This window comes from Alteromonas sp. MmMcT2-5, from assembly GCF_022348315.1.
GTDB lineage: Bacteria > Pseudomonadota > Gammaproteobacteria > Enterobacterales > Alteromonadaceae > Alteromonas > Alteromonas macleodii.
Map to the genome: position 1 here is coordinate 24,439 of NZ_JAKRFB010000037.1, position 18,689 is coordinate 43,127.

The 18,689-nt window shown below is 43.9% G+C and carries 16 protein-coding genes; 12 read left to right on the plus strand and 4 right to left on the minus strand.

Annotated elements, in window-relative coordinates:
- The first annotated feature begins 233 nt into the window (after positions 1-233).
- Complete coding sequence (ligA, locus tag MHN09_RS15005; protein WP_239241284.1) at positions 234-2,270, plus strand: NAD-dependent DNA ligase LigA; 2,037 nt, start codon at positions 234-236, stop codon at positions 2,268-2,270.
- A 225-nt stretch (positions 2,271-2,495) separates the two neighbouring features.
- Here the strand turns inward: ligA and MHN09_RS15010 are convergent, their stop codons facing one another.
- Positions 2,496-3,023: a DUF2062 domain-containing protein gene (locus MHN09_RS15010; protein WP_014949426.1), complete on the minus strand. Its 528-nt coding sequence runs from the start codon at positions 3,021-3,023 to the stop codon at positions 2,496-2,498.
- 210 nt (positions 3,024-3,233) lie between these two features.
- Here MHN09_RS15010 and MHN09_RS15015 point away from each other — a divergent pair, with 210 nt between their 5' ends.
- From MHN09_RS15015 to MHN09_RS15040, 6 genes are all read left to right on the plus strand, one after another.
- A complete protein-coding gene (locus MHN09_RS15015) occupies positions 3,234-5,828 on the plus strand; it encodes a DNA internalization-related competence protein ComEC/Rec2 (RefSeq protein WP_239241286.1) in 2,595 nt (864 codons plus the stop codon).
- Between the two features lie 207 nt (positions 5,829-6,035).
- On the plus strand, positions 6,036-7,784 hold the full coding sequence (gene msbA / locus MHN09_RS15020; protein WP_239219946.1) for a lipid A export permease/ATP-binding protein MsbA: 1,749 nt from the start codon (positions 6,036-6,038) through the stop codon (positions 7,782-7,784).
- Positions 7,781-8,812: a tetraacyldisaccharide 4'-kinase gene (gene lpxK, locus MHN09_RS15025; protein WP_239219948.1), complete on the plus strand. Its 1,032-nt coding sequence runs from the start codon at positions 7,781-7,783 to the stop codon at positions 8,810-8,812. Before msbA ends, lpxK begins: the two co-directional genes overlap by 4 nt.
- A gap of 5 nt (positions 8,813-8,817) precedes the next feature.
- Positions 8,818-9,012: a Trm112 family protein gene (locus MHN09_RS15030; protein ID WP_014949430.1), complete on the plus strand. Its 195-nt coding sequence runs from the start codon at positions 8,818-8,820 to the stop codon at positions 9,010-9,012.
- Positions 9,013-9,054: 42 nt separating this feature from the next.
- Positions 9,055-9,804, plus strand: a complete 750-nt coding sequence (kdsB, locus tag MHN09_RS15035) for a 3-deoxy-manno-octulosonate cytidylyltransferase (protein WP_014976528.1) — start codon at positions 9,055-9,057, stop codon at positions 9,802-9,804.
- A 131-nt stretch (positions 9,805-9,935) separates the two neighbouring features.
- The gene (locus MHN09_RS15040) at positions 9,936-10,595 is read left to right on the plus strand and encodes an SDR family oxidoreductase (RefSeq protein ID WP_014976529.1); all 660 of its coding nucleotides are present in this window, start codon (positions 9,936-9,938) and stop codon (positions 10,593-10,595) included.
- A 130-nt stretch (positions 10,596-10,725) separates the two neighbouring features.
- Here MHN09_RS15040 and rimO read toward each other — a convergent pair whose 3' ends face one another.
- On the minus strand, positions 10,726-12,180 hold the full coding sequence (gene rimO / locus MHN09_RS15045; protein ID WP_239241288.1) for a 30S ribosomal protein S12 methylthiotransferase RimO: 1,455 nt from the start codon (positions 12,178-12,180) through the stop codon (positions 10,726-10,728).
- 305 nt (positions 12,181-12,485) lie between these two features.
- Between rimO and MHN09_RS15050 the strand changes: the two genes are divergently transcribed.
- Positions 12,486-12,956, plus strand: coding sequence for a DUF2919 family protein (locus tag MHN09_RS15050; protein WP_014976532.1), 471 nt, complete (start codon positions 12,486-12,488; stop codon positions 12,954-12,956).
- 90 nt (positions 12,957-13,046) lie between these two features.
- On the opposite strand, the gene MHN09_RS15055 is transcribed toward MHN09_RS15050, so the two are convergent.
- Together MHN09_RS15055 and tcdA are read right to left on the minus strand one after the other, a co-directional pair.
- Positions 13,047-13,460 carry a hypothetical protein gene (locus MHN09_RS15055; RefSeq protein ID WP_014949436.1) on the minus strand — a complete coding sequence of 138 codons (414 nt, stop codon included), beginning with the start codon at positions 13,458-13,460 and terminating at the stop codon, positions 13,047-13,049.
- A 111-nt stretch (positions 13,461-13,571) separates the two neighbouring features.
- Complete coding sequence (tcdA, locus tag MHN09_RS15060; RefSeq protein WP_049587860.1) at positions 13,572-14,348, minus strand: tRNA cyclic N6-threonylcarbamoyladenosine(37) synthase TcdA; 777 nt, start codon at positions 14,346-14,348, stop codon at positions 13,572-13,574.
- Between the two features lie 220 nt (positions 14,349-14,568).
- On the opposite strand from tcdA, the gene MHN09_RS15065 reads away from it, so the two are divergent.
- The 4 genes from MHN09_RS15065 (at position 14,569) to MHN09_RS15080 (ending at position 18,477) form a co-directional block, all read left to right on the plus strand.
- On the plus strand, positions 14,569-15,534 hold the full coding sequence (locus MHN09_RS15065; protein ID WP_239241290.1) for a glutathione S-transferase family protein: 966 nt from the start codon (positions 14,569-14,571) through the stop codon (positions 15,532-15,534).
- Between the two features lie 86 nt (positions 15,535-15,620).
- Positions 15,621-16,484, plus strand: a complete 864-nt coding sequence (locus tag MHN09_RS15070) for a pirin family protein (protein WP_239241292.1) — start codon at positions 15,621-15,623, stop codon at positions 16,482-16,484.
- Positions 16,485-16,599: 115 nt separating this feature from the next.
- A complete protein-coding gene (locus MHN09_RS15075; RefSeq protein WP_239241294.1) occupies positions 16,600-16,794 on the plus strand; it encodes a hypothetical protein in 195 nt (64 codons plus the stop codon).
- A gap of 222 nt (positions 16,795-17,016) precedes the next feature.
- On the plus strand, positions 17,017-18,477 hold the full coding sequence (locus MHN09_RS15080) for a phosphomannomutase CpsG (RefSeq protein ID WP_239241296.1): 1,461 nt from the start codon (positions 17,017-17,019) through the stop codon (positions 18,475-18,477).
- Positions 18,478-18,689: the final 212 nt, after the last annotated feature.

The following is an 18,689-nucleotide window of genomic DNA, read 5'->3' on the forward strand; positions in this document are numbered from 1 at the left end:
AAAAGGACTTGGCTCATACCCAGGTCCTTTTCTGTTGATTAGGGTCTATTGATCTTTGATGTATAACAAGGGCTAGCAAGCCATAGCATTGTAGCGTGGCTGTTCGTTTCACAACCTGACTGAAATAGATCAGATTTTTGCAGCCCATTTGAAACATACAGCGGCTTGGGCGAATAGGCCTTGGCAACGAATTGTAATACTTTTAACTATTTAAACGGCGTGACAACAACTCCATGTCAGATTCTTTAGAACAAGCAAAGCAGCAAATAGCAACACTTCGCAACACACTTAATGAGTATAACTATCAGTACTATGTGATGGATGACCCTTCGGTTCCTGATGCAGTATATGATAGAGATATGCAGGCGCTTATTGCGCTAGAAAAACAATATCCTACGCTTCAAAGCCCGAATTCTCCCAGTCAAAAAGTAGGGGGCGCAGCGTTATCGGCCTTTGAACAAGTTACCCATGATGTTCCTATGCTGTCGCTGGATAACGCCTTTGATGAAGAATCACTGCTTGCCTTCGAAAAACGTTTAAAAGACAGACTAAAAGATTCGGCAACGTTAGATTTTAGCTGCGAACCCAAGCTAGATGGTTTAGCGGTAAGTATTCTGTATGAAAATGGCGAATTAGTGCGTGCTGCCACCCGTGGTGACGGCCAGGTAGGCGAGAATATCACGGCTAACGTGCGTACTATCTCAAATGTGCCGTTAACGCTTCGTGGTGAGCATTATCCTGAGCGCGTAGAAGTGCGCGGTGAAGTGTTTATGCCTCGTGAGGGCTTTGCAAAGCTCAACGAACACCAAAAAGAAACGGGTGGTAAGGTTTTCGCCAACCCTCGTAATGCCGCGGCCGGCAGTTTACGACAGCTAGACTCTAAAATTACAGCCAAGCGCCCGCTGATGTTTTATGCTTATTCACTTGGCGTAGTGCAACCCGAAAGTTTTGAATTGCCCACAACACACAGTGAGCGCCTTAAGCAATTAGGTAATTGGGGGCTGCCGCTGTGCCCTGATATCGACACCGCCGAGGGCGGTAAAGGCTGCTTGGCGTACTACAACCACATTCTGGAAAAGCGCGACAGTTTGCCATACGACATTGACGGCGTGGTGTTTAAGGTAAACCGTATTGACCTGCAAAATGCCCTTGGCTTTGTGGCTCGAGCGCCTCGCTGGGCCATTGCACAGAAGTTTCCTGCACAAGAAGAAGTAACTAAGCTACTTGACGTTGAGTTTCAGGTAGGAAGGACTGGTGCAATCACGCCGGTTGCTCGTTTAGAGCCCGTGTTTGTAGGTGGAGTAACTGTGTCGAATGCTACACTTCACAATCAGGACGAAATTTCGAGATTAGGCGTTAAAGTTGGTGATACCGTGGTAATCCGCCGTGCGGGTGACGTTATTCCTCAGGTGGTGTCTGTGGTAGAAGCTAATCGCACAGGTAGCGAAACTAACATTACCTTCCCAAGCCAATGCCCGGTTTGTGACTCGCAGGTCGAAAAACTAGAAGATGAAGCGGTTGCTCGTTGCACCGGTGGGCTAATTTGTGCTGCACAACGCAAACAGGCGCTTAAGCATTTTGCTTCGCGTAAAGCATTCGATATTGATGGTCTGGGCGACAAGTTAGTCGATCAGTTAGTTGACGCTGATCTTGTGCACAGTCCCGCCGACTTTTTCACGCTTTCGTTAGGCGATGTAGTTGGGCTAGAGCGCATGGCTGAAAAGTCTGCCAGTAAGCTACTTGCATCGCTTGAAGCTTCAAAGCAAACCACGCTTGCCAAGTTCCTATACGCATTGGGGATCCGTGAGGTTGGCGAAGCTACTGCGGCAAACTTGGCTGCGCACTTCGAAACCTTGGAGGCTATTCGCGAGGCGTCGCTTGAAGCACTGGTTGAAGTCCAAGACGTTGGTGAAGTGGTGGCTACCCACATATTTAATTTCTTCAACGAGTCGCATAATACCGATGTTATTGATGCGCTGTTAAAAGAAGGAATTAACTGGCCTGCTATTGAAAAACCAGATTCGGATAATTTGCCTCTTGAAGGCAAAACGTGCGTTATTACAGGTACGCTCAGCGAAATGGGGCGTTCTGATGCGAAAGCCCGTTTGCAGTTACTTGGTGCAAAAGTGGCAGGCTCGGTAAGTAAGAATACCGACTTCCTAGTTGCAGGAGAAAAAGCGGGTTCCAAATTAACTAAAGCACAAGAGCTAGAAGTGGAGGTATGGGACGAAGCTGCGCTTATCGCTTTTTTATCAGAGCATGAAAAGTAGCCTGTCTGGCTTAAATTCAATAAGAGCGCTCGGCGTAATGGTTTTCCTGAATAGATTGACGCCGAACTCATATTGATAGTTACCAAAAAAAAACGCCACTTCTATGAAGTGGTGTTTTTTTATAATTCTTGTTTTGTCTCTTACTGCGTAATTTGTACTGAACGTTGTAAAGGGCTTGAGAAAAGGTGAATATTTCTACAAACCCTCAAGTGTAGGGCTCTCACGCTAGTGGGCTTCTTGATTCCGCATTTGTCTGCGCCTTTCCCAAGCTTTTTTCACTTGAAAGCGCCAAACCCAGTTTAAAGAGAAATAACCCGCTAGACCAAACACAACCGAGCAAATTCCACACCCGACTAAAAATGCAGGGCCAATGGTATTAATGCTTTCTACAACCCACTGCCAACTAAACTGAAATTCAAAATGCTCAGGCTTGGTCCCAAGTACAGTAGTACCAACCTTGTAAGCCCCATAGAATATAGGCGGAATAGTGAATGGGTTAGTCACCCAAACAGTTGCAACAGATAAGGGCAGGTTTGCTCGAAATGGAATAGCTAAACCGGCAGAAAGCCACATTTGAAACGGTACCGGCCAAAACGCGAAAAATAAACCTATGCCAAATGCACCAGATGCAGAACGACGGTTTAAGTGCCAAAGATTAGGCTCGTGCAATACGCTACCAAAAATTTTTAAAGCTTTGTTTTGCTTAATGCTTTGGTGATCTGGCAAAAAACGTCGGATAAATTTCTTAGGCATAAATATCAATGCATCTCGAAAATAAAATCAAAAAAGACAGAAAAAATAACAGTAAACGGAATTGCGCAACATGAATTTGCACCACCCACATTCACTCACTGTCAATTGCTACGTGAAAACATGGTCAATCGTATCACAATTTGCTTAAGCTGTTTTTGCGCTAGCGCAATAAGTGCAGTTTTCTGGCAAAAACTTCCAAGTACTCACAGCATGGCATTGATGATTGCCATTTTAATAATATCTGTGACTATCATTATATTCATTTCGACGACAAAACCCGCTGAACATCATGCATTTCCAGAGGTGCTGCTATGTTGGGCAGTGAGCGGGCTGCTGTCTGGAGTACTTTGGGTGGCGAGTGTAGGGCATTTTTACTACGCTTGGCAACTGCCCCAAGGGAAAATTCAACAAGATGTCACAATTTCAGGTCGAGTTGTGTCGGGGGGATGTGTCTTCGGCACAGCTAGGGTGCCGGAAGCGACTTATCACTATGTTGTCGCTATTGAGTCTGTCAACCGCGAAAGCACAGCGACATTTCTAGACAAGGGTATACTTTCCCCCTTGCCTAAGCGTGTTTTAACTAACACGTTTAATTTCAAAGCTCGTCTTACTCACCAACGTTATGAATTCCCAAATGATCGAAAAAGCGAAAGCTTAGACAATAAGAAAATCGCATATGCTCAACAGGGGACTATAGGCGTGCGGCCTCAATCAGCTTCTCCGTCTCAGGTGAAATTAAATTGTTTGCACAACGGCGATACCTTCACCGCAATTGTAAAACTTAAACCTGCATACGGTACGGCTAATCCTGTTGGAGCTAGCCGACAACAGCAGTTGGTTAGCCAATTTATTCATGCAACTGGCTATATCAAGACGATAGAGCACGATAAAACAAAGCATAATCACTCAGTGCGTTATGAACTTGCTACAACATTGCAGAAGCTAGACCTTGTTCATGAAAAATGGTGGCGCGCATTGCTGCTAGGGGAGAAAACGGGCTTTACGTTGGGTGATTGGACGCTGTTACAACGCACCGGCACTGGGCACATGTTTAGTATATCAGGCATGCATCTATCACTTATCGCTGGGGTCTGCTTATTGTTTTTTAACCCCGTTATATTTTTACTCACGCATGTTACAGGCCTATTAGGCAGAGCGAAATATTGGTTAGTACGTTCAGCCTCCATCAACTATCCGGCAACAGGTCAAAAGAACAGAGAACAGCAAATAAGTAAGATGTTTCAAACCAGCGCGCCAATTAGAGCCTCTGTGCTTTGTGTGCTTGTCGCTGCTTGTTTTTGTTACGCGTTGCTTAGTGGAGGCGCATTGCCGGTTGTGCGTGCGCTGATACTGGTAACGATGGGGAGCGTGCTGTCTCTTTCTCGACATGCATGGCGGCCAGTAAATGTTGCGCTCACAATGCTTACTTTGAGCTTGTTGCTGTTTCCTCTCTCTATATTAAGCGCTAGCTTTTACTTGAGCATAGGGGCTGTACTGTGCATTTGGTTTTTAGTTGTTGTTTGGGGGCTACAGCGAGCACCATGGTATGTGTCTTTGTTTAAACTACAAGTAGCACTTACCGTAATAATGATGCCCCTAACCCTAATATGGTTTGGTAGCGCCAGTTTTGTTGCAGTTGTTACCAACTTAATCGCCTTGCCCATCATATCGTTACTTTTACCTATTTGTTTAATTTCGTTGTTAGTCCTTCATTTTGCTGAGTTGCCTTTCGCACAACAAGTTACGGGCATGCTTATGCATTACAGTGATGTATGTTTAGGGTATTTGTTATCGCTTTTGAACGTTCTTAGTCAGTTTTCTGGGAGCGCTATCAATTTTTACGTAAGTAGTGGTGCGGCACTTTGTCTAATTGTCGCTTTTTTTATTTTTCTTTTGCCAACATGGCGGTACAAAGCTATCTGCGTAGCACTTCTCTTGCTCCCATCGCTAAGCATTTTTCAAAAGTGGTTACCTATCAATGAATCGATATGGGCGCTGCATGTATTTGATGCGGGCCAGGCCAGTGCTATTGCAGTGACTGCGGGAGGTCGGGCTATGATTATTGATTCTGGCGCTCAGTTTAATGGCAATGCTCATACTGCAACGAAACACCTTTTACCTTTTTTAGAAAGTAAGCATATTTCGAATATAGATGTTGTAGTTCATACGCATAGTGACAACGATCATGCAGGTGGCGCAGTAGCCATTGAACAACACGCCTTAGCTAAAAAAGCCACTTTCTACACACCAACATTAGGTTGTGAGCGAGGAAAGCGTATACGCTGGCAGAATTTAACAATCAATTTTCTATGGCCGCCAAATGGCAACAAAGAAGACAACAATGCCATGTCGTGTGTGGTTAAAATAACAAGCGACTCTGGTAGCGTGTTAATTCCTGGTGACATTGAGAAAACAAGTGAGTACGCGTTGATAACCCGTGAAATCATGGATGGTTTTTCAGAGGGGGCTTCAATGGATACTTTAGCGAGATCTACAAATCTAACTGCCGACATTCTTATTGCGCCGCATCACGGAAGCAAAACGTCTTCTACTAATGTTTTTATAGAACACGTTGCACCAAAAGCTGTGATTTTTACGCAAGGTTATGAGAATCGATGGCAGTTTCCTGCGTATGTTGTGGCTAAACGTTACGAGCGTTTGGGCGTAACGCAATATTTAACAAGCTATCACGGATATACAAGCGCAACCTTCGATAAGGATTCTTTTCATATAGATTCCCAACGTGGAACGTTGAATAATCGCTGGTATTTACCAGGCATTGCACCACGACACCTCAAAGACTAAGTAATATCGCCAAATGCCAAAAATATTAGCTAGTAACGAAACGAAGATGTGCACGAATACCTTTAAATAGGTATGAAGTGGCCACACATTATTCACTTAGTTGGCAGACTAACCAATTTTGCCGCTATATTAGTGAATTAGAGCGAGAACGAGTACAATACTTTCAACGCGTTTTTGTTAACGTTTCAAACAGGTTAAAAAAACTACATGCAACAAGCCGACAACTCGGATTATCAAATTAAGCGCTTTTTACAGTACCTTAAAGCGTATAAAGTGCCTTTCGTTTTTGCCATCATTGGTATGATTGGTTATTCCGCGGTAGATACCTTCGTATTTTCCCAGCTTCAGCCAATGATTGACGAATCACTGGGGAAAAACGATCATGACTATCTACGTCTAGCCGCATATGCGATTGTGCCGCTCTTTTTGTTACGGGGTGTTTTCAACTTTTTAGGTAGTTACACGCTAAGCTGGATTGGTGCTCAGGTGGTAATGCGCATGCGCCAGCAGTTGTTTGAAAAATACATTCATCTTCCAGTGGCATTTCACGATAATCATGCGGTTGGCGGGCTTATCAGTAAAGTCACCTACGACACAGAGCAAGTGGCTAATGCATCTGGTAAGGCGCTGCTAACATTGGTGAGGGAAGGCGCACTAGTTATCGGTTTGCTGTGTGTCATGTTCTATTACTCATGGCAGCTTTCGCTCATATTTCTTTTGATTGGCCCGATTGTGGCGGTAATTGTTTCTATCGTCAGTAAGCGTTTTCGCGTTGTAAGTAAAAACATTCAACAATCAATGGGCAACCTAACATCGTCGGTAGAGCAAGCGGTGAAAGGTCACAAAGTTGTGATCATGTTTGGCGGTCAAGAAATAGAGCAAAAGCGTTTCGAGCAGAAAAACAATCACAACCGTCAACAGTCAATGAAGCTGAATGTCACCTCTATTTTGAGTGTGTCTTCAATACAGGTAATAGCGTCAATTGCCCTTGCAGTCGTTCTGTTTATTGCCAGCACGCCCGGTATGCTTGAAAAGCTTACAGCAGGCGTATTTATTAATGTGGTCTTTTGTATGGTGATGCTGCTTAAACCTCTTAAACAGCTCACTACTATTAATAACCAATTTCAAAAAGGTATGGCAGCCTGCGCCAGTATTTTTGAAATTCTTGATGAAGCAGACGAAGAAGATAAAGGGAAAACCAAAGTAGAGCGCGCAACAGGAAAAATTGAATTTGACGACGTTACATTCTCTTATCCAGGAAAACAGACGCCCGCGTTATCTAATGTGAGCTTTATCGCAAACCCTGGGCAGTCGATTGCTTTGGTAGGGCGCTCGGGAAGTGGTAAATCGACCATCTCGTCGCTGCTTACACGCTTTTATGTACCGCAAGAAGGTGAAATTCGCTTGGATGACACGGCGCTCAACGATATTGATCTTAAAGATCTGCGGGCGCAGTTTGCCGTAGTATCGCAAAACGTTACGCTATTTAACGATACCATAGCTAACAATATTGCTTATGGTGCGCGCCAAAACGTATCACGCAAAGACATTGAGAATGCGGCAAAAATGGCGCATGTTGAAGAGTTCTTATCGAACTTACCTGAAGGACTAGATACGGTAATTGGTGAAAACGGCTTGATGCTTTCTGGTGGTCAACGTCAGCGTATTGCCATTGCAAGGGCAATACTTGCCGAAGCGCCCATACTTATTCTTGACGAAGCGACATCTGCCCTTGATACAGAATCTGAGCGTTTGATCCAAGACGCATTAGAAACGCTGCAAAAACGGTGCACCAGCATTGTTGTGGCGCACCGCTTGTCTACCATCGAAAACGCAGATTGCATTATGGTAGTGGAGCAGGGGCGCATTATTGAAAAAGGTAAACACAACGACTTGCTTGAAAAAGGTGGTCACTACGCGCAACTGCACGCGTTGCAATTTGGTGAGACTAAGTGAGTCAATCACAAAGCAAAACCAAGCACGATAAATGGTATTTCGGCCATCCTTTAGTGTGGCTGCTCTCACCATTTGCGCTGCTGTTCTACTTTATTTCGGCAATTCGCCGGTTACTTTTTAAAATTGGACTCAAAAAGGCCTTTAAGGCTAACGCTCCCGTGATTGTCGTTGGCAACATATCAGTGGGCGGCAACGGAAAAACGCCAGTCGTATTAGCTTTAGCCGATTATTACCAGAAGCAGGGCATAAAGGTCGGTATTTTAAGTCGTGGTTATGGCGCTAAATCATCAGAATACCCGCGATTAGTGAAAGGCGAAGATGATGCGTCTGAAGTGGGTGACGAACCTCGTTTACTGGCCATTAGAAGCCAGTGCGACGTTGTTATCGATCCAGTCCGCGCGCGCGGAGCCGCGTACTTAAGTGACGAATTACACTGCGATTTAATTATTTGTGATGACGGCCTTCAACATTACGCACTTCATCGCGACGTTGAAATTGTGGTGATGGACGATAGAAAAGTAGGCAGTGGTTATTTGCTGCCAATGGGGCCCCTTCGCGAAGGACAATGGCGCCTTGGTACCGTTGATGCGCTAGTACATAATAGCCGTTCAATGCCGACATTTAGCCATGCTGTAGCGCCTCAATATCTAATGACCTTAGTACCAGGGGACTTCACCTCTGTTTCAAACAGAGTTAGAACCAGTCCCCTTGAAGAGATACAAAAAGTGCCGTGCAGCGCAATTGCTGGAATAGGTTCACCTCAGCGATTTTTCTCTCAGCTTAAAGAAATGGGTATCCAGCTTTCTTCGGCTACACCGCTGGCGGATCACCACGCAATCACACGGTCAGACATACCGAATGGCAGAGTGTTAATGACAGAAAAAGACGCCGTTAAAGCTGCACCTTTTGCTCATAACGACTGCTGGTTTTTACCTGTTACCGCGCATTTAGCGCCAGACTTTTTTAATTTAGTAAATGTGAAACTTGCCAAGGCAGGTTTGAAGATCAACCAAGACGGACAGGAATAATAACAATGGCCTTTGATAAAAAGCTTTTAGAAGTTTTGGCTTGCCCAGTGTGTAAGGGAAAATTAGTTCTGAGTGATGATAGCACCCAGTTAGTGTGTCGATTTGATAGATTGGCTTTCGATATTAAAGATGGCATCCCTGTACTTATCGAAAGTAAAGCAACAGCATTGTCGTTAGACGATGTAGACGCAACACGGTAATAAAACGTTAAACTAAGTGGTAAATAAGGGCGAAATAAAGTTATGTCATTTACAGTTGTGATCCCTGCTCGATACGGCTCAAGTCGGTTTCCTGGCAAACCCTTAGCGCTTATTGACGGAAAGCCGATGATTCAACATGTGGTTGAACGTGCTAAAGAAGCTGGAGCCGATAACGTCATTGTTGCCACGGACGATGAACGTATTCAAAACGTCGTGCTTGGTTTTGCTCAAGTATGCATGACGTCTGTCAACCACCAATCTGGAACAGAGCGCATTGCCGAGGTTATCGAAAAAGAAGGCATTGCGAGTTCTACTATTGTGGTTAACGTACAGGGGGATGAGCCATTTATTCCCGCTGAAAACATCAGGCAGGTTGCAGATAATCTTGCCAATGCGCCCCAGTGCCAGATGGCTACGTTATCTACGCCTATTGAACGTGTTGAGGATGTGTTTAACCCCAATATCGTTAAGGTGTTGGTAAACGAAAAGGGTGAGTCTATCTATTTTTCACGTTCTCCTATTCCTTTTGAACGCGATCACATGATGGCAAACCCGCAATCTGCAAATACGTCGCTGTACAAACGCCATATAGGTATTTATGCCTATCGTGCTGAATACGTTAAGCAATATGTTGCCTATGCGCCTAGCTCTCTGGAGCAAATTGAATCCTTAGAACAGCTTCGAGCCATATGGTATGGCGATAAGATTCACTGTGAGGTGGCGATAGCGCCACCGCCAGTTGGAATTGATACCCCGGAAGATCTAGAACGTCTTTTAAAGACTATAAGTTAATAAGAAATGAGTGCTGAAATAGGGCTGACGCTTTGTAGTAAATTAGCAACAAGCTTTATCTAAACAGCCAGTTCTTGTAAAAGGTGAGTGAAACCTTTTAAACGCATACACATAGTAACAAGGGAACCGTTATGAACGTAGTTATTACCGGTGGCAACAGAGGCATAGGCCTTGCGCTTACCAAGCAATATAAAGCACGTGGTGCGAAAGTTTATGCTACCTGTCGAAACAGTTGCGACGAGCTAAACAGTGCAGGTGTGACAATCATCAAAGGTGTGGACGTATCCCAACCAGAAATGTTGGCTGAAAAGCTTGCACCTTTAATGGACGTTAACATCGATTTGCTCATTAATAATGCCGGAGTGCTCGGACGCGAGAGTATTGACGATTGGGATCCAAATACCATCGATTATCAATTTAGGGTTAATGCATTAGGTCCATTGTTAGTTACTCAAACACTATTACCGGCAATGGCAAATGACGGTAAAATTGCCATGATTACCAGTCGCATGGGTTCAATGGCAGACAATGGGTCAGGCGGCTACTATGGCTACCGAATGTCCAAAGCCGCACTAAACGCGGCGGGAGTTTCCATGGCGAATGATCTGAAACCCAAGGGAATTGCAGTAGGTATTTTTCATCCTGGATTCGTTCAAACAGAAATGGTGAATGGAGCGGGAGATATTGATGCTGATACCTGTGCTGAGCGTTTGTCACAACGCATAGATGAGCTAAATGTATCTAACGCAGGTCGCTTCATCCATTCAAATGGTGACGAGTTGCCTTGGTAGGGAACTTCAAACTCTTGCCGCTTTAAACCAATAAAAAACCTATCAGCGACGAGCCTATAGGTTTTTTATTTCTTCACGTAAATAAGTGGCGTGTTAAGATTGATTTTTAAGCTGCCTGTCAGGCCTACCACTAGTTTGCTGAATCAGCACCTTCGTCTTCTTCGTCTTGGTCTTCAGACAATACTGCCCATACGTCGTGTTCGTTAGCGTGAATAACTTCAGCCCATACACGATCGCCAGGTTTTACGTCATAAACACCGTTTAAATGAACCAGACCATCAACTTCCGGTGCGTCTGCATAGGTACGGCCGACGGCACCTTCAGCATCAACGCTGTCGATAACAACTTGATATTCGTTACCGATTCTCGCTTGAAGTCGCGCTGCGCTTATTTCGCCCTGTACTTCCATAAACCGTGCAAGGCGAGCTTGTTTCACTTCTTCTGGCACTGGGTCAGGGAGGTCATTTGCTCTTGCACCTTCAACAGGGGAATAGGCGAATGCACCTACGCGATCAAGCTGCGCTTCGCGAAGGAAGTCCAATAACTCTTCAAACTCTTCTTCCGTTTCGCCCGGAAAGCCGACGATGAATGTCGAACGAATGACTAATGATGGGCACTGTTCGCGCCACTTTTTAACGCGCTCTAATACGCGCTCAGCACTACCTGGGCGTTTCATTAACTTAAGAATACGTTTGTTGGCGTGTTGAAACGGAATATCCAAATAAGGAAGGAGTTTACCTTCGTTCATTAGTGGAATTAGGTCATCCACATGCGGGTAAGGGTACACGTAATGTAAACGGACCCAAATGCCCATTTCGCCCAGCTTTTCACACAACTGTTGCATGTGTGCTTTAACCGGCATGCCGTTCCAAAAGCCCGTTCTGTGCTTAACATCAACACCATAGGCGCTAGTGTCTTGTGAAATAACCAATAGCTCTTTAACACCAGCGTCTTTCAAACGCTTAGCTTCATCGAGTACGTTACCCACTGGGCGGCTGACAAGGTCTCCACGCATAGAAGGAATGATACAGAACGTGCAACGGTGGTTACAGCCTTCTGAAATCTTTAAATAAGCATAATGACGAGGCGTTAATTTTACACCATGGTCAGGGATCAGATCTTCAAACGGATTGTGCTGGGGTTTTGGAAGATGATCGTGTACTTGCTCAACTACCGTTTCGTAGGCATGAGGCCCCGTGATAGCCAGTACATTTGGATGAAGCTCTCTAATTTCGTCTTCTTTAACACCTAAACACCCGGTAACGATAACTTTGCCGTTTTCTTTAAGTGCTTCGCCTATGGTGTCTAATGACTCTTCTACCGCCGCGTCAATGAATCCACAGGTGTTAACGATAACCAAGTCGGCATCGTTGTAGGTAGGGACTACGTCATAACCTTCGGTGCGAAGTTGAGTAAGAATACGCTCTGAATCAACTAAGTTCTTAGGGCAACCTAAGCTAACAAAACCAATTCTGCTGCCATTGCTTTGTTGCGAAGGTTTGTTGTCACTTAATACCTTCACTGGCGTTTCTAGCGTGGTGGTTTTATTTACTACTTTGTTTGGATTAAACGTTTCTACTGTCATCTAAAATATCACCTGGAAAATGACTGAGCTTAAAATGGCCGCGGATTATACAGGAAAACACGCTTGTACGCAGTATATATAATTAGCGACCAAGATATAAATTATTGACGCATTCTCACAGTACAGAGTAATTTAGGCACTAAATGTGAAAACAAGTTTAAACGGCCACGGGTTTCATTGTAAAAGCGGCACGAACAAGGTTTAAAAATACCTTACTCACCCCCACATTTATCACTTCTTGAAAGCAAACATTATCAGAGTTGAATGCGCTTTAGGGTTCAAATTAATAAAATAGAAGTGAATGCATGCTTAAATTACCGCTAACTTTTTATGATGAGTCAGGGCGAATTCTTCCTCCCCGTTGGCTTTACAGCGTGTTTATACTTCTATGCATTGACTGGCTCGCGTTCGTCTTTTCTCTGGCTTCCCGCACTCAAACTAGTGAGCTACTTACGTTCTTTTACCCACAAAAAGAAACGTTAGGGTTGGGGTTAGCGGCAAGTTTACCTGTGTTAATTGCGTTATCTTTGGTTAGCCAACGAGATCGCTTATGGAAAAAAGGCTTTTTAGCATGGCGCCGATGGGTTATTCCGCTGGCTCAATTGGGAGTGTTGGCATTGTTGAGTGTGCAGCTTTACTACGCTATGCATCATCACTGGGGGTTTGAAACTATTACGGGTGTAAAAATCGTTTTTTACAGTATAGCCTTGTACGCAATTTCAAAAAGTCGTCATTTAAAGTGGATGGTAGAGGATTGGGAAACACCTAACCCCTGAACCTCATTCTCCAAAAACATCTTTATTGGAAATATATTTAATGCACTCAATTGAACAGACGTTAAACTGAGTGCAAAATCTGTGAGAACGTTAGTGGCTGCGTAAGTGGTTTCCCAACGCCTGTTCATAGTAGGCAAATACGCTGATTTGACTGTCGTTAACCAGACGTTCATAGCAAATACCCGCTAAGGCATAGGTATTTTCACCAACCTGAAGAAAAACGGCAGGTGCTTTAGGATTTGACTGATCGTAAATCCATTCACCATCTAGCTGCGCTTTTAAAATTTCTCCAACGTAAGCGCCAAAGATATTACAGATGGTGAACACTGCTTCATCTTCTAACGCTAAATCGTGATATTTATCTACGAAACTAAGTAAAATGTCGTCCACCAGTGCTACGCTAGCGGGTGAGTGGTCGAGTACAATATCGAACTCATCAGCTGCTGTTACCACAGCGTCCTTCGCGCAATCTGCCATTAATTTATTGAGTTCATCAGGTGACATGTTGTTCTCCTTCTCACCGATACTTTTGTTATAACACGCTAACGCTTAAAAAGTCGTTAAGACAAGGTGTTATAAGTTTTTGACTATTGTGCGCAAGTTATCGGCCAAAGTCTATTTTTGTCCAGTTAATCTATTGATTACACTTGCAGCGGCAAACATACCAAAGGTGGCGGTTACCGTGACCACAGCACCAAAGCCGCCAGCACAGTCTAGTCGAGTACCACCTTCCATTGCAGATTTGTTGTAACAAACCGAGCCGTCAGGTTGTGGGTAGCGCAATTGCTCTGTTGAATAGATACATTCAACGCCAAAGCGGCGTTTTGGGTTTTTACTAAAATTATAGTTACGTCTAAGCTCACTGCGTAGCTTAGCTGCTAGGGGGTCTTGTGTTGTTTTAGCTAAATCGCCTTTAGTGACTTGAGTTGGGTCTATTTGACCGCCCGCACCGCCAACCGTAACAATGGGAATTTTGTTGCGTTTACAGTGAGCTATCATCGCCGCTTTAGCGCGAATACTGTCAGTGGCATCGACTACAGCGTGCATTTCTTTGGTTAAAAGTGTGGCCGTATTGTCTGGGGTGACAAAATCCTCAATACATTTCACTTTGCAAGCAGGATTTATCAAGTGAATTCTCGATGCAATGGCGTCGACCTTTGCTTCTCCTATGGTATTAGAAAGCGCGTGAATTTGGCGATTTGTATTAGTTACGCAAACATCGTCTAAATCAATAAGGGTTATAGTACCAATGCCCGAACGAGCTAGTGCTTCTGCAGTCCAACTTCCCACACCGCCAATACCGACTACAGCCACATGACTGTTGGCTAAATTATTAGTTTGCTGTGCGCCATATAAACGCACAATACCGCCTAAACGTGGATCATCAGACATGTTTCACTTCACTTAAAAATAAACTAACTCAAAGGCGTGTGTTTACACAAAAACGTGCAAGCACGCTAGCAGGGCGCGCATCATCTCAAAAGTGGACACTAAAGATCAATACACTCCAGTTTTTTCGAATAATAAATCCGATTTTAAGCGACATACGTTCTACCCAATACATGTTTAAATGAATTCATTGTTTAATGAAGTAATAAAAAGGGGCAGGCATATGGGCTTACTCGTTGATGGAAAATGGCAAGACAAGTGGTACGACACCAGCAAAAATGGTGGGAAATTTGAGCGCCAAGCATCTAAATTTCGTGACAAAGTCAGTAACGAAGATGGTTCCACGTTTCCCGCTGAATCTGATCGCTATCATCTTTATGTCTCGTTAGCTTGTCCTTGGGCCCACAGGGCGCTCATATTTAGAAAGTTAAAGGGATTGGAGGCGCATATTGATGTTTCGGTGGTACACCCTGAGATGCTTGATCAAGGCTGGGAGTTTAAAGATTACCCTGGGTCAACGGGAGATAAGCTTTATAACTTTGATTATGCCCATCAAATTTATACTAAGGCAGAACCTGAGATAACCACCCGTGTCACTGTTCCAATCCTTTGGGATAAACGAACAGAAACTATCGTTAATAATGAATCAGCTGAAATTATCCGTATTTTTAACAGTGGGTTTAATTCACTGACTAATAATGAAGACGATTATTATCCTAACGCCCTACGTGAAGAAATTGATGCCATCAACAATATGGTGTATCACGACATAAATAATGGCGTGTATAAAGCTGGATTTGCTACAACGCAAGAGGCCTATGAAGAGGCAGTAACTGCATTGTTCTGCGCGCTAGATAGGGTTGAAGAAAGGTTGAGTAAACAACGTTATTTGGTTGGTAGCAAAATAACAGAAGCTGACTGGCGCTTATTTACCACGCTGATACGCTTCGACGCTGTGTATCACGGGCACTTTAAATGCAATAAAAAACAAATTGCAGACTATCCAAATATTTACGGCTATATGAAAGAACTTTATCAAGTTCCGGGAGTTGCTGAAACGGTAAACTTCGACCATATCAAAAGGCACTATTACTACAGCCATACTATGATAAATCCAACCCAGGTAATCCCCGTCGGGCCAGAGCAAGATCTTATGTCGCCTCACGGTCGCGATAAAATAGAATGTTAAAGCACCCAAAAGGTCAGTAATACAAAAAGCTAAACGCGAAGTTCGTAAAAGATAGTGAAGGTTAAGATTTAAGGTAGATACACATTATGTCAGTGGAAGTGAGTGAACAAAAATCGATTGAGAAAGTGGTTACAGGTATGCCAACAAGTGATGGCGCGGGCGTGTCGCTTACTCGTATTATCGGACAACCTGATCTACCTCGCCTCGATCCCTTTTTAATGTTGGATTTTTTTGGTTCAGATAATCCAGGAGAGTACATTGCTGGTTTTCCACCACATCCTCACCGTGGTTTTCAGACAGTTACTTATATGCTTGCGGGAAAAATGCGCCATAAAGACTCTGTAGGCAATGAGGGGGTTATTGATGCTGGTGGCATTCAATGGATGAATGCGGGCCGAGGCATAATACATGAAGAAATGCCAGAGCAGGAGGAGGGCTTGTTACAAGGCTTTCAGCTGTGGGTGAATCTTCCGGCCGTAGAGAAAATGTCAGCGCCGAACTATCAAGACATACAGCCAGATAGTGTGCCTACAGTACACATTCAAGATGCAGTAATCAAAGTGTTAGCAGGTGAAGTTGACGGTGTGAAAGGGCCTGTGAAGACAACGGCGGTTGCTCCTACTTTTTTAGACGTTGCACTACGAAGCGGGAGTTCGGAAATTGCACTGAGTGCGGATGAAGCTGCCTTTATTTATGTGTACGAGGGAAGCGTGGTCATTGATAGCGGCGAACGGAGCAAAGAAACAATTGTGTCGCAGGGAGAGTTGGGTGTTTTGACACAAAGTGGCAAGCAGCTATCTGTATCCGCTGATACGGGCTGTAAGTTTATAGTGGTCTCAGGTAAACCTATTGAAGAGCCTGTGGTCCAATATGGGCCTTTTGTAATGAACACTCAGCAGGAAATTGTTCAGGCATTTAACGATTACCAAAGCGGTTCATTAGCGAAGTAGATACAAGGTTTGTCTGTTTTGATTCGACGATGGGTAATTATCTATGCGGACTGGTAGTAGACTGGGCTTTTAATCAATACCTCTTAATTAGGTTCAGCAAGGAGCAGCACTGCCAATGCATTTTGAAAGCGTCGCCGAAAAACACGTGCTATCACTTTTAGAATTTGAGCGTGGTAACAAAGCCTATTTTGAATTGTCTATAGCACCAAGAGAGGCAGCGTTTTATTCATTGGATGGCGTTGGCTACCACATTAGCGAATTGCTTTACTTACAACAGCAGAAAGTATCGTTATCAAGGCGCTTTCCATAACAGTATCTACTTCGAACTCGCGCTTTAAACTCATCGATTGAAAACAGCATGAGCAAAACGTTGCGCTGTTTAAATTGAATTAGTAATTCACTCCCTCTAATGATTTAATATCAGTATGTCTAATCTCTTTTACGACAATAACAAAGGGGCGTATACGCTTTTTTGTTGTAAAAAGCGATAATGTAATCATAAATAGTTAAAACACAGGGAATTTCGATCCAAATGGCAACCCCAATTACCTGCTTTAAAGCGTACGATATTCGTGGCGAATTGAACTCACAACTGACTGAAGATGTAGCGTATCGAATTGGCTATGCTTTTGCGCAAGAATTAAATGCGAAAACTGTTGTTGTTGGTAGTGATGTGCGTCTTACGTCAACACCATTGAAATTAGCGTTAAGCGCAGGTCTTATCGATGCTGGTGCAACAGTGACCGATATTGGCATGGCAGGAACAGAAGAAATTTACTTCGCTACCAAACACCTTGGCGTTGATGGTGGTATTGAAGTAACGGCAAGTCATAACCCCATTAATTACAACGGTATGAAACTGGTGAAGTCAGGCTCTGTTCCAATTAGTGGCGACACAGGCCTAAACGCGATAAAAGAGAAAGCGGAAGCACTAGAAGATAGCTTCGTGTCAGAGCGATTAGCACACTACACTGAGGGTGCGTTGATTGATGCTGATGCGTTTTTTAACGGTACGGCCCATGTAAAAGAAGACAAGCTTTTTGAAACCGATAAATATGCGGTTAAATCGTGTATGTCTGACTATGTTTCTCACATGCTTTCTTACGTTAATTTGAGCAATTTTACGCCGTTAAAAGTGGTGGTTAATGCAGGTAATGGTGCCGCAGGCCCCGCGCTAGACGCTATTGAAAAAGAAATGAAAGTGCAGGGTGTTCCGATAGAGTTTGTGAAAGTACATCACAATGCTGATGGTACATTTCCAAACGGCATCCCCAATCCATTGTTACCTGAAAACCGTGCTGACACGGCTGACGCTGTTAAAGCGTCGGGAGCTGATTTTGGCATTGCATGGGATGGTGATTTCGACCGTTGCTTCTTGTTTGACGCTGATGGCGAATTTATTGAAGGATATTATATCGTTGGCTTGCTTGCTGAAGCCTTTATCGAGAAAAACACCGACAGTAAAATCATTTATGACCCTCGCGTATACTGGAATACAGAAGATATCGTAGCGAATGCAGGTGGTACACCTATTAAGTCGAAAACCGGCCATGCGTTTATTAAGGAGCGTATGCGCAAAGAAGATGCGGTCTATGGCGGTGAAATGAGTGCGCACCATTACTTTAGAGATTTTGCCTACTGTGATTCAGGCATGATCCCTTGGTTGTTAATTGCCGAATTGGTGTGTGTGAAAAAGCAAACACTAGCGAATATGGTAAAAGCGCGAATTGAAGCGTTTCCATCTTCTGGTGAAATTAACAGTAAACTAAAAGATGCTGACGCAGCGCTGGAACGCGTTACAAGTAAATATCAGCCACTAGCCAGCGTAATCGATACTACCGATGGTTTGGGTCTGGAGTTTGGTACTTGGCGCTTTAATTTACGTAAATCGAATACTGAGCCAGTTATTCGTTTAAACGTTGAAAGTAAATGCGACATTGCGTTGATGGAACAAAAAACCGAAGAGCTACTTTCGCTTATTCGCGCTGAATAACCACGGTACTTTTCGTTAATAACGCTAGGTCAACAGGCCCTAGATAAGTAAAAAACGAAGGCGATAATATAGTGATATTATCGCCTTTTTTGTTTTCGAGATTTGAACTTGTTAACCGACATTCCGCATCAAATTCAGGAATAAATCTCTTGGTATAATGTGCCAAGTACATCAATGATCACCTGCTGGCGCTCCTGTTTGTCTGTGATTAC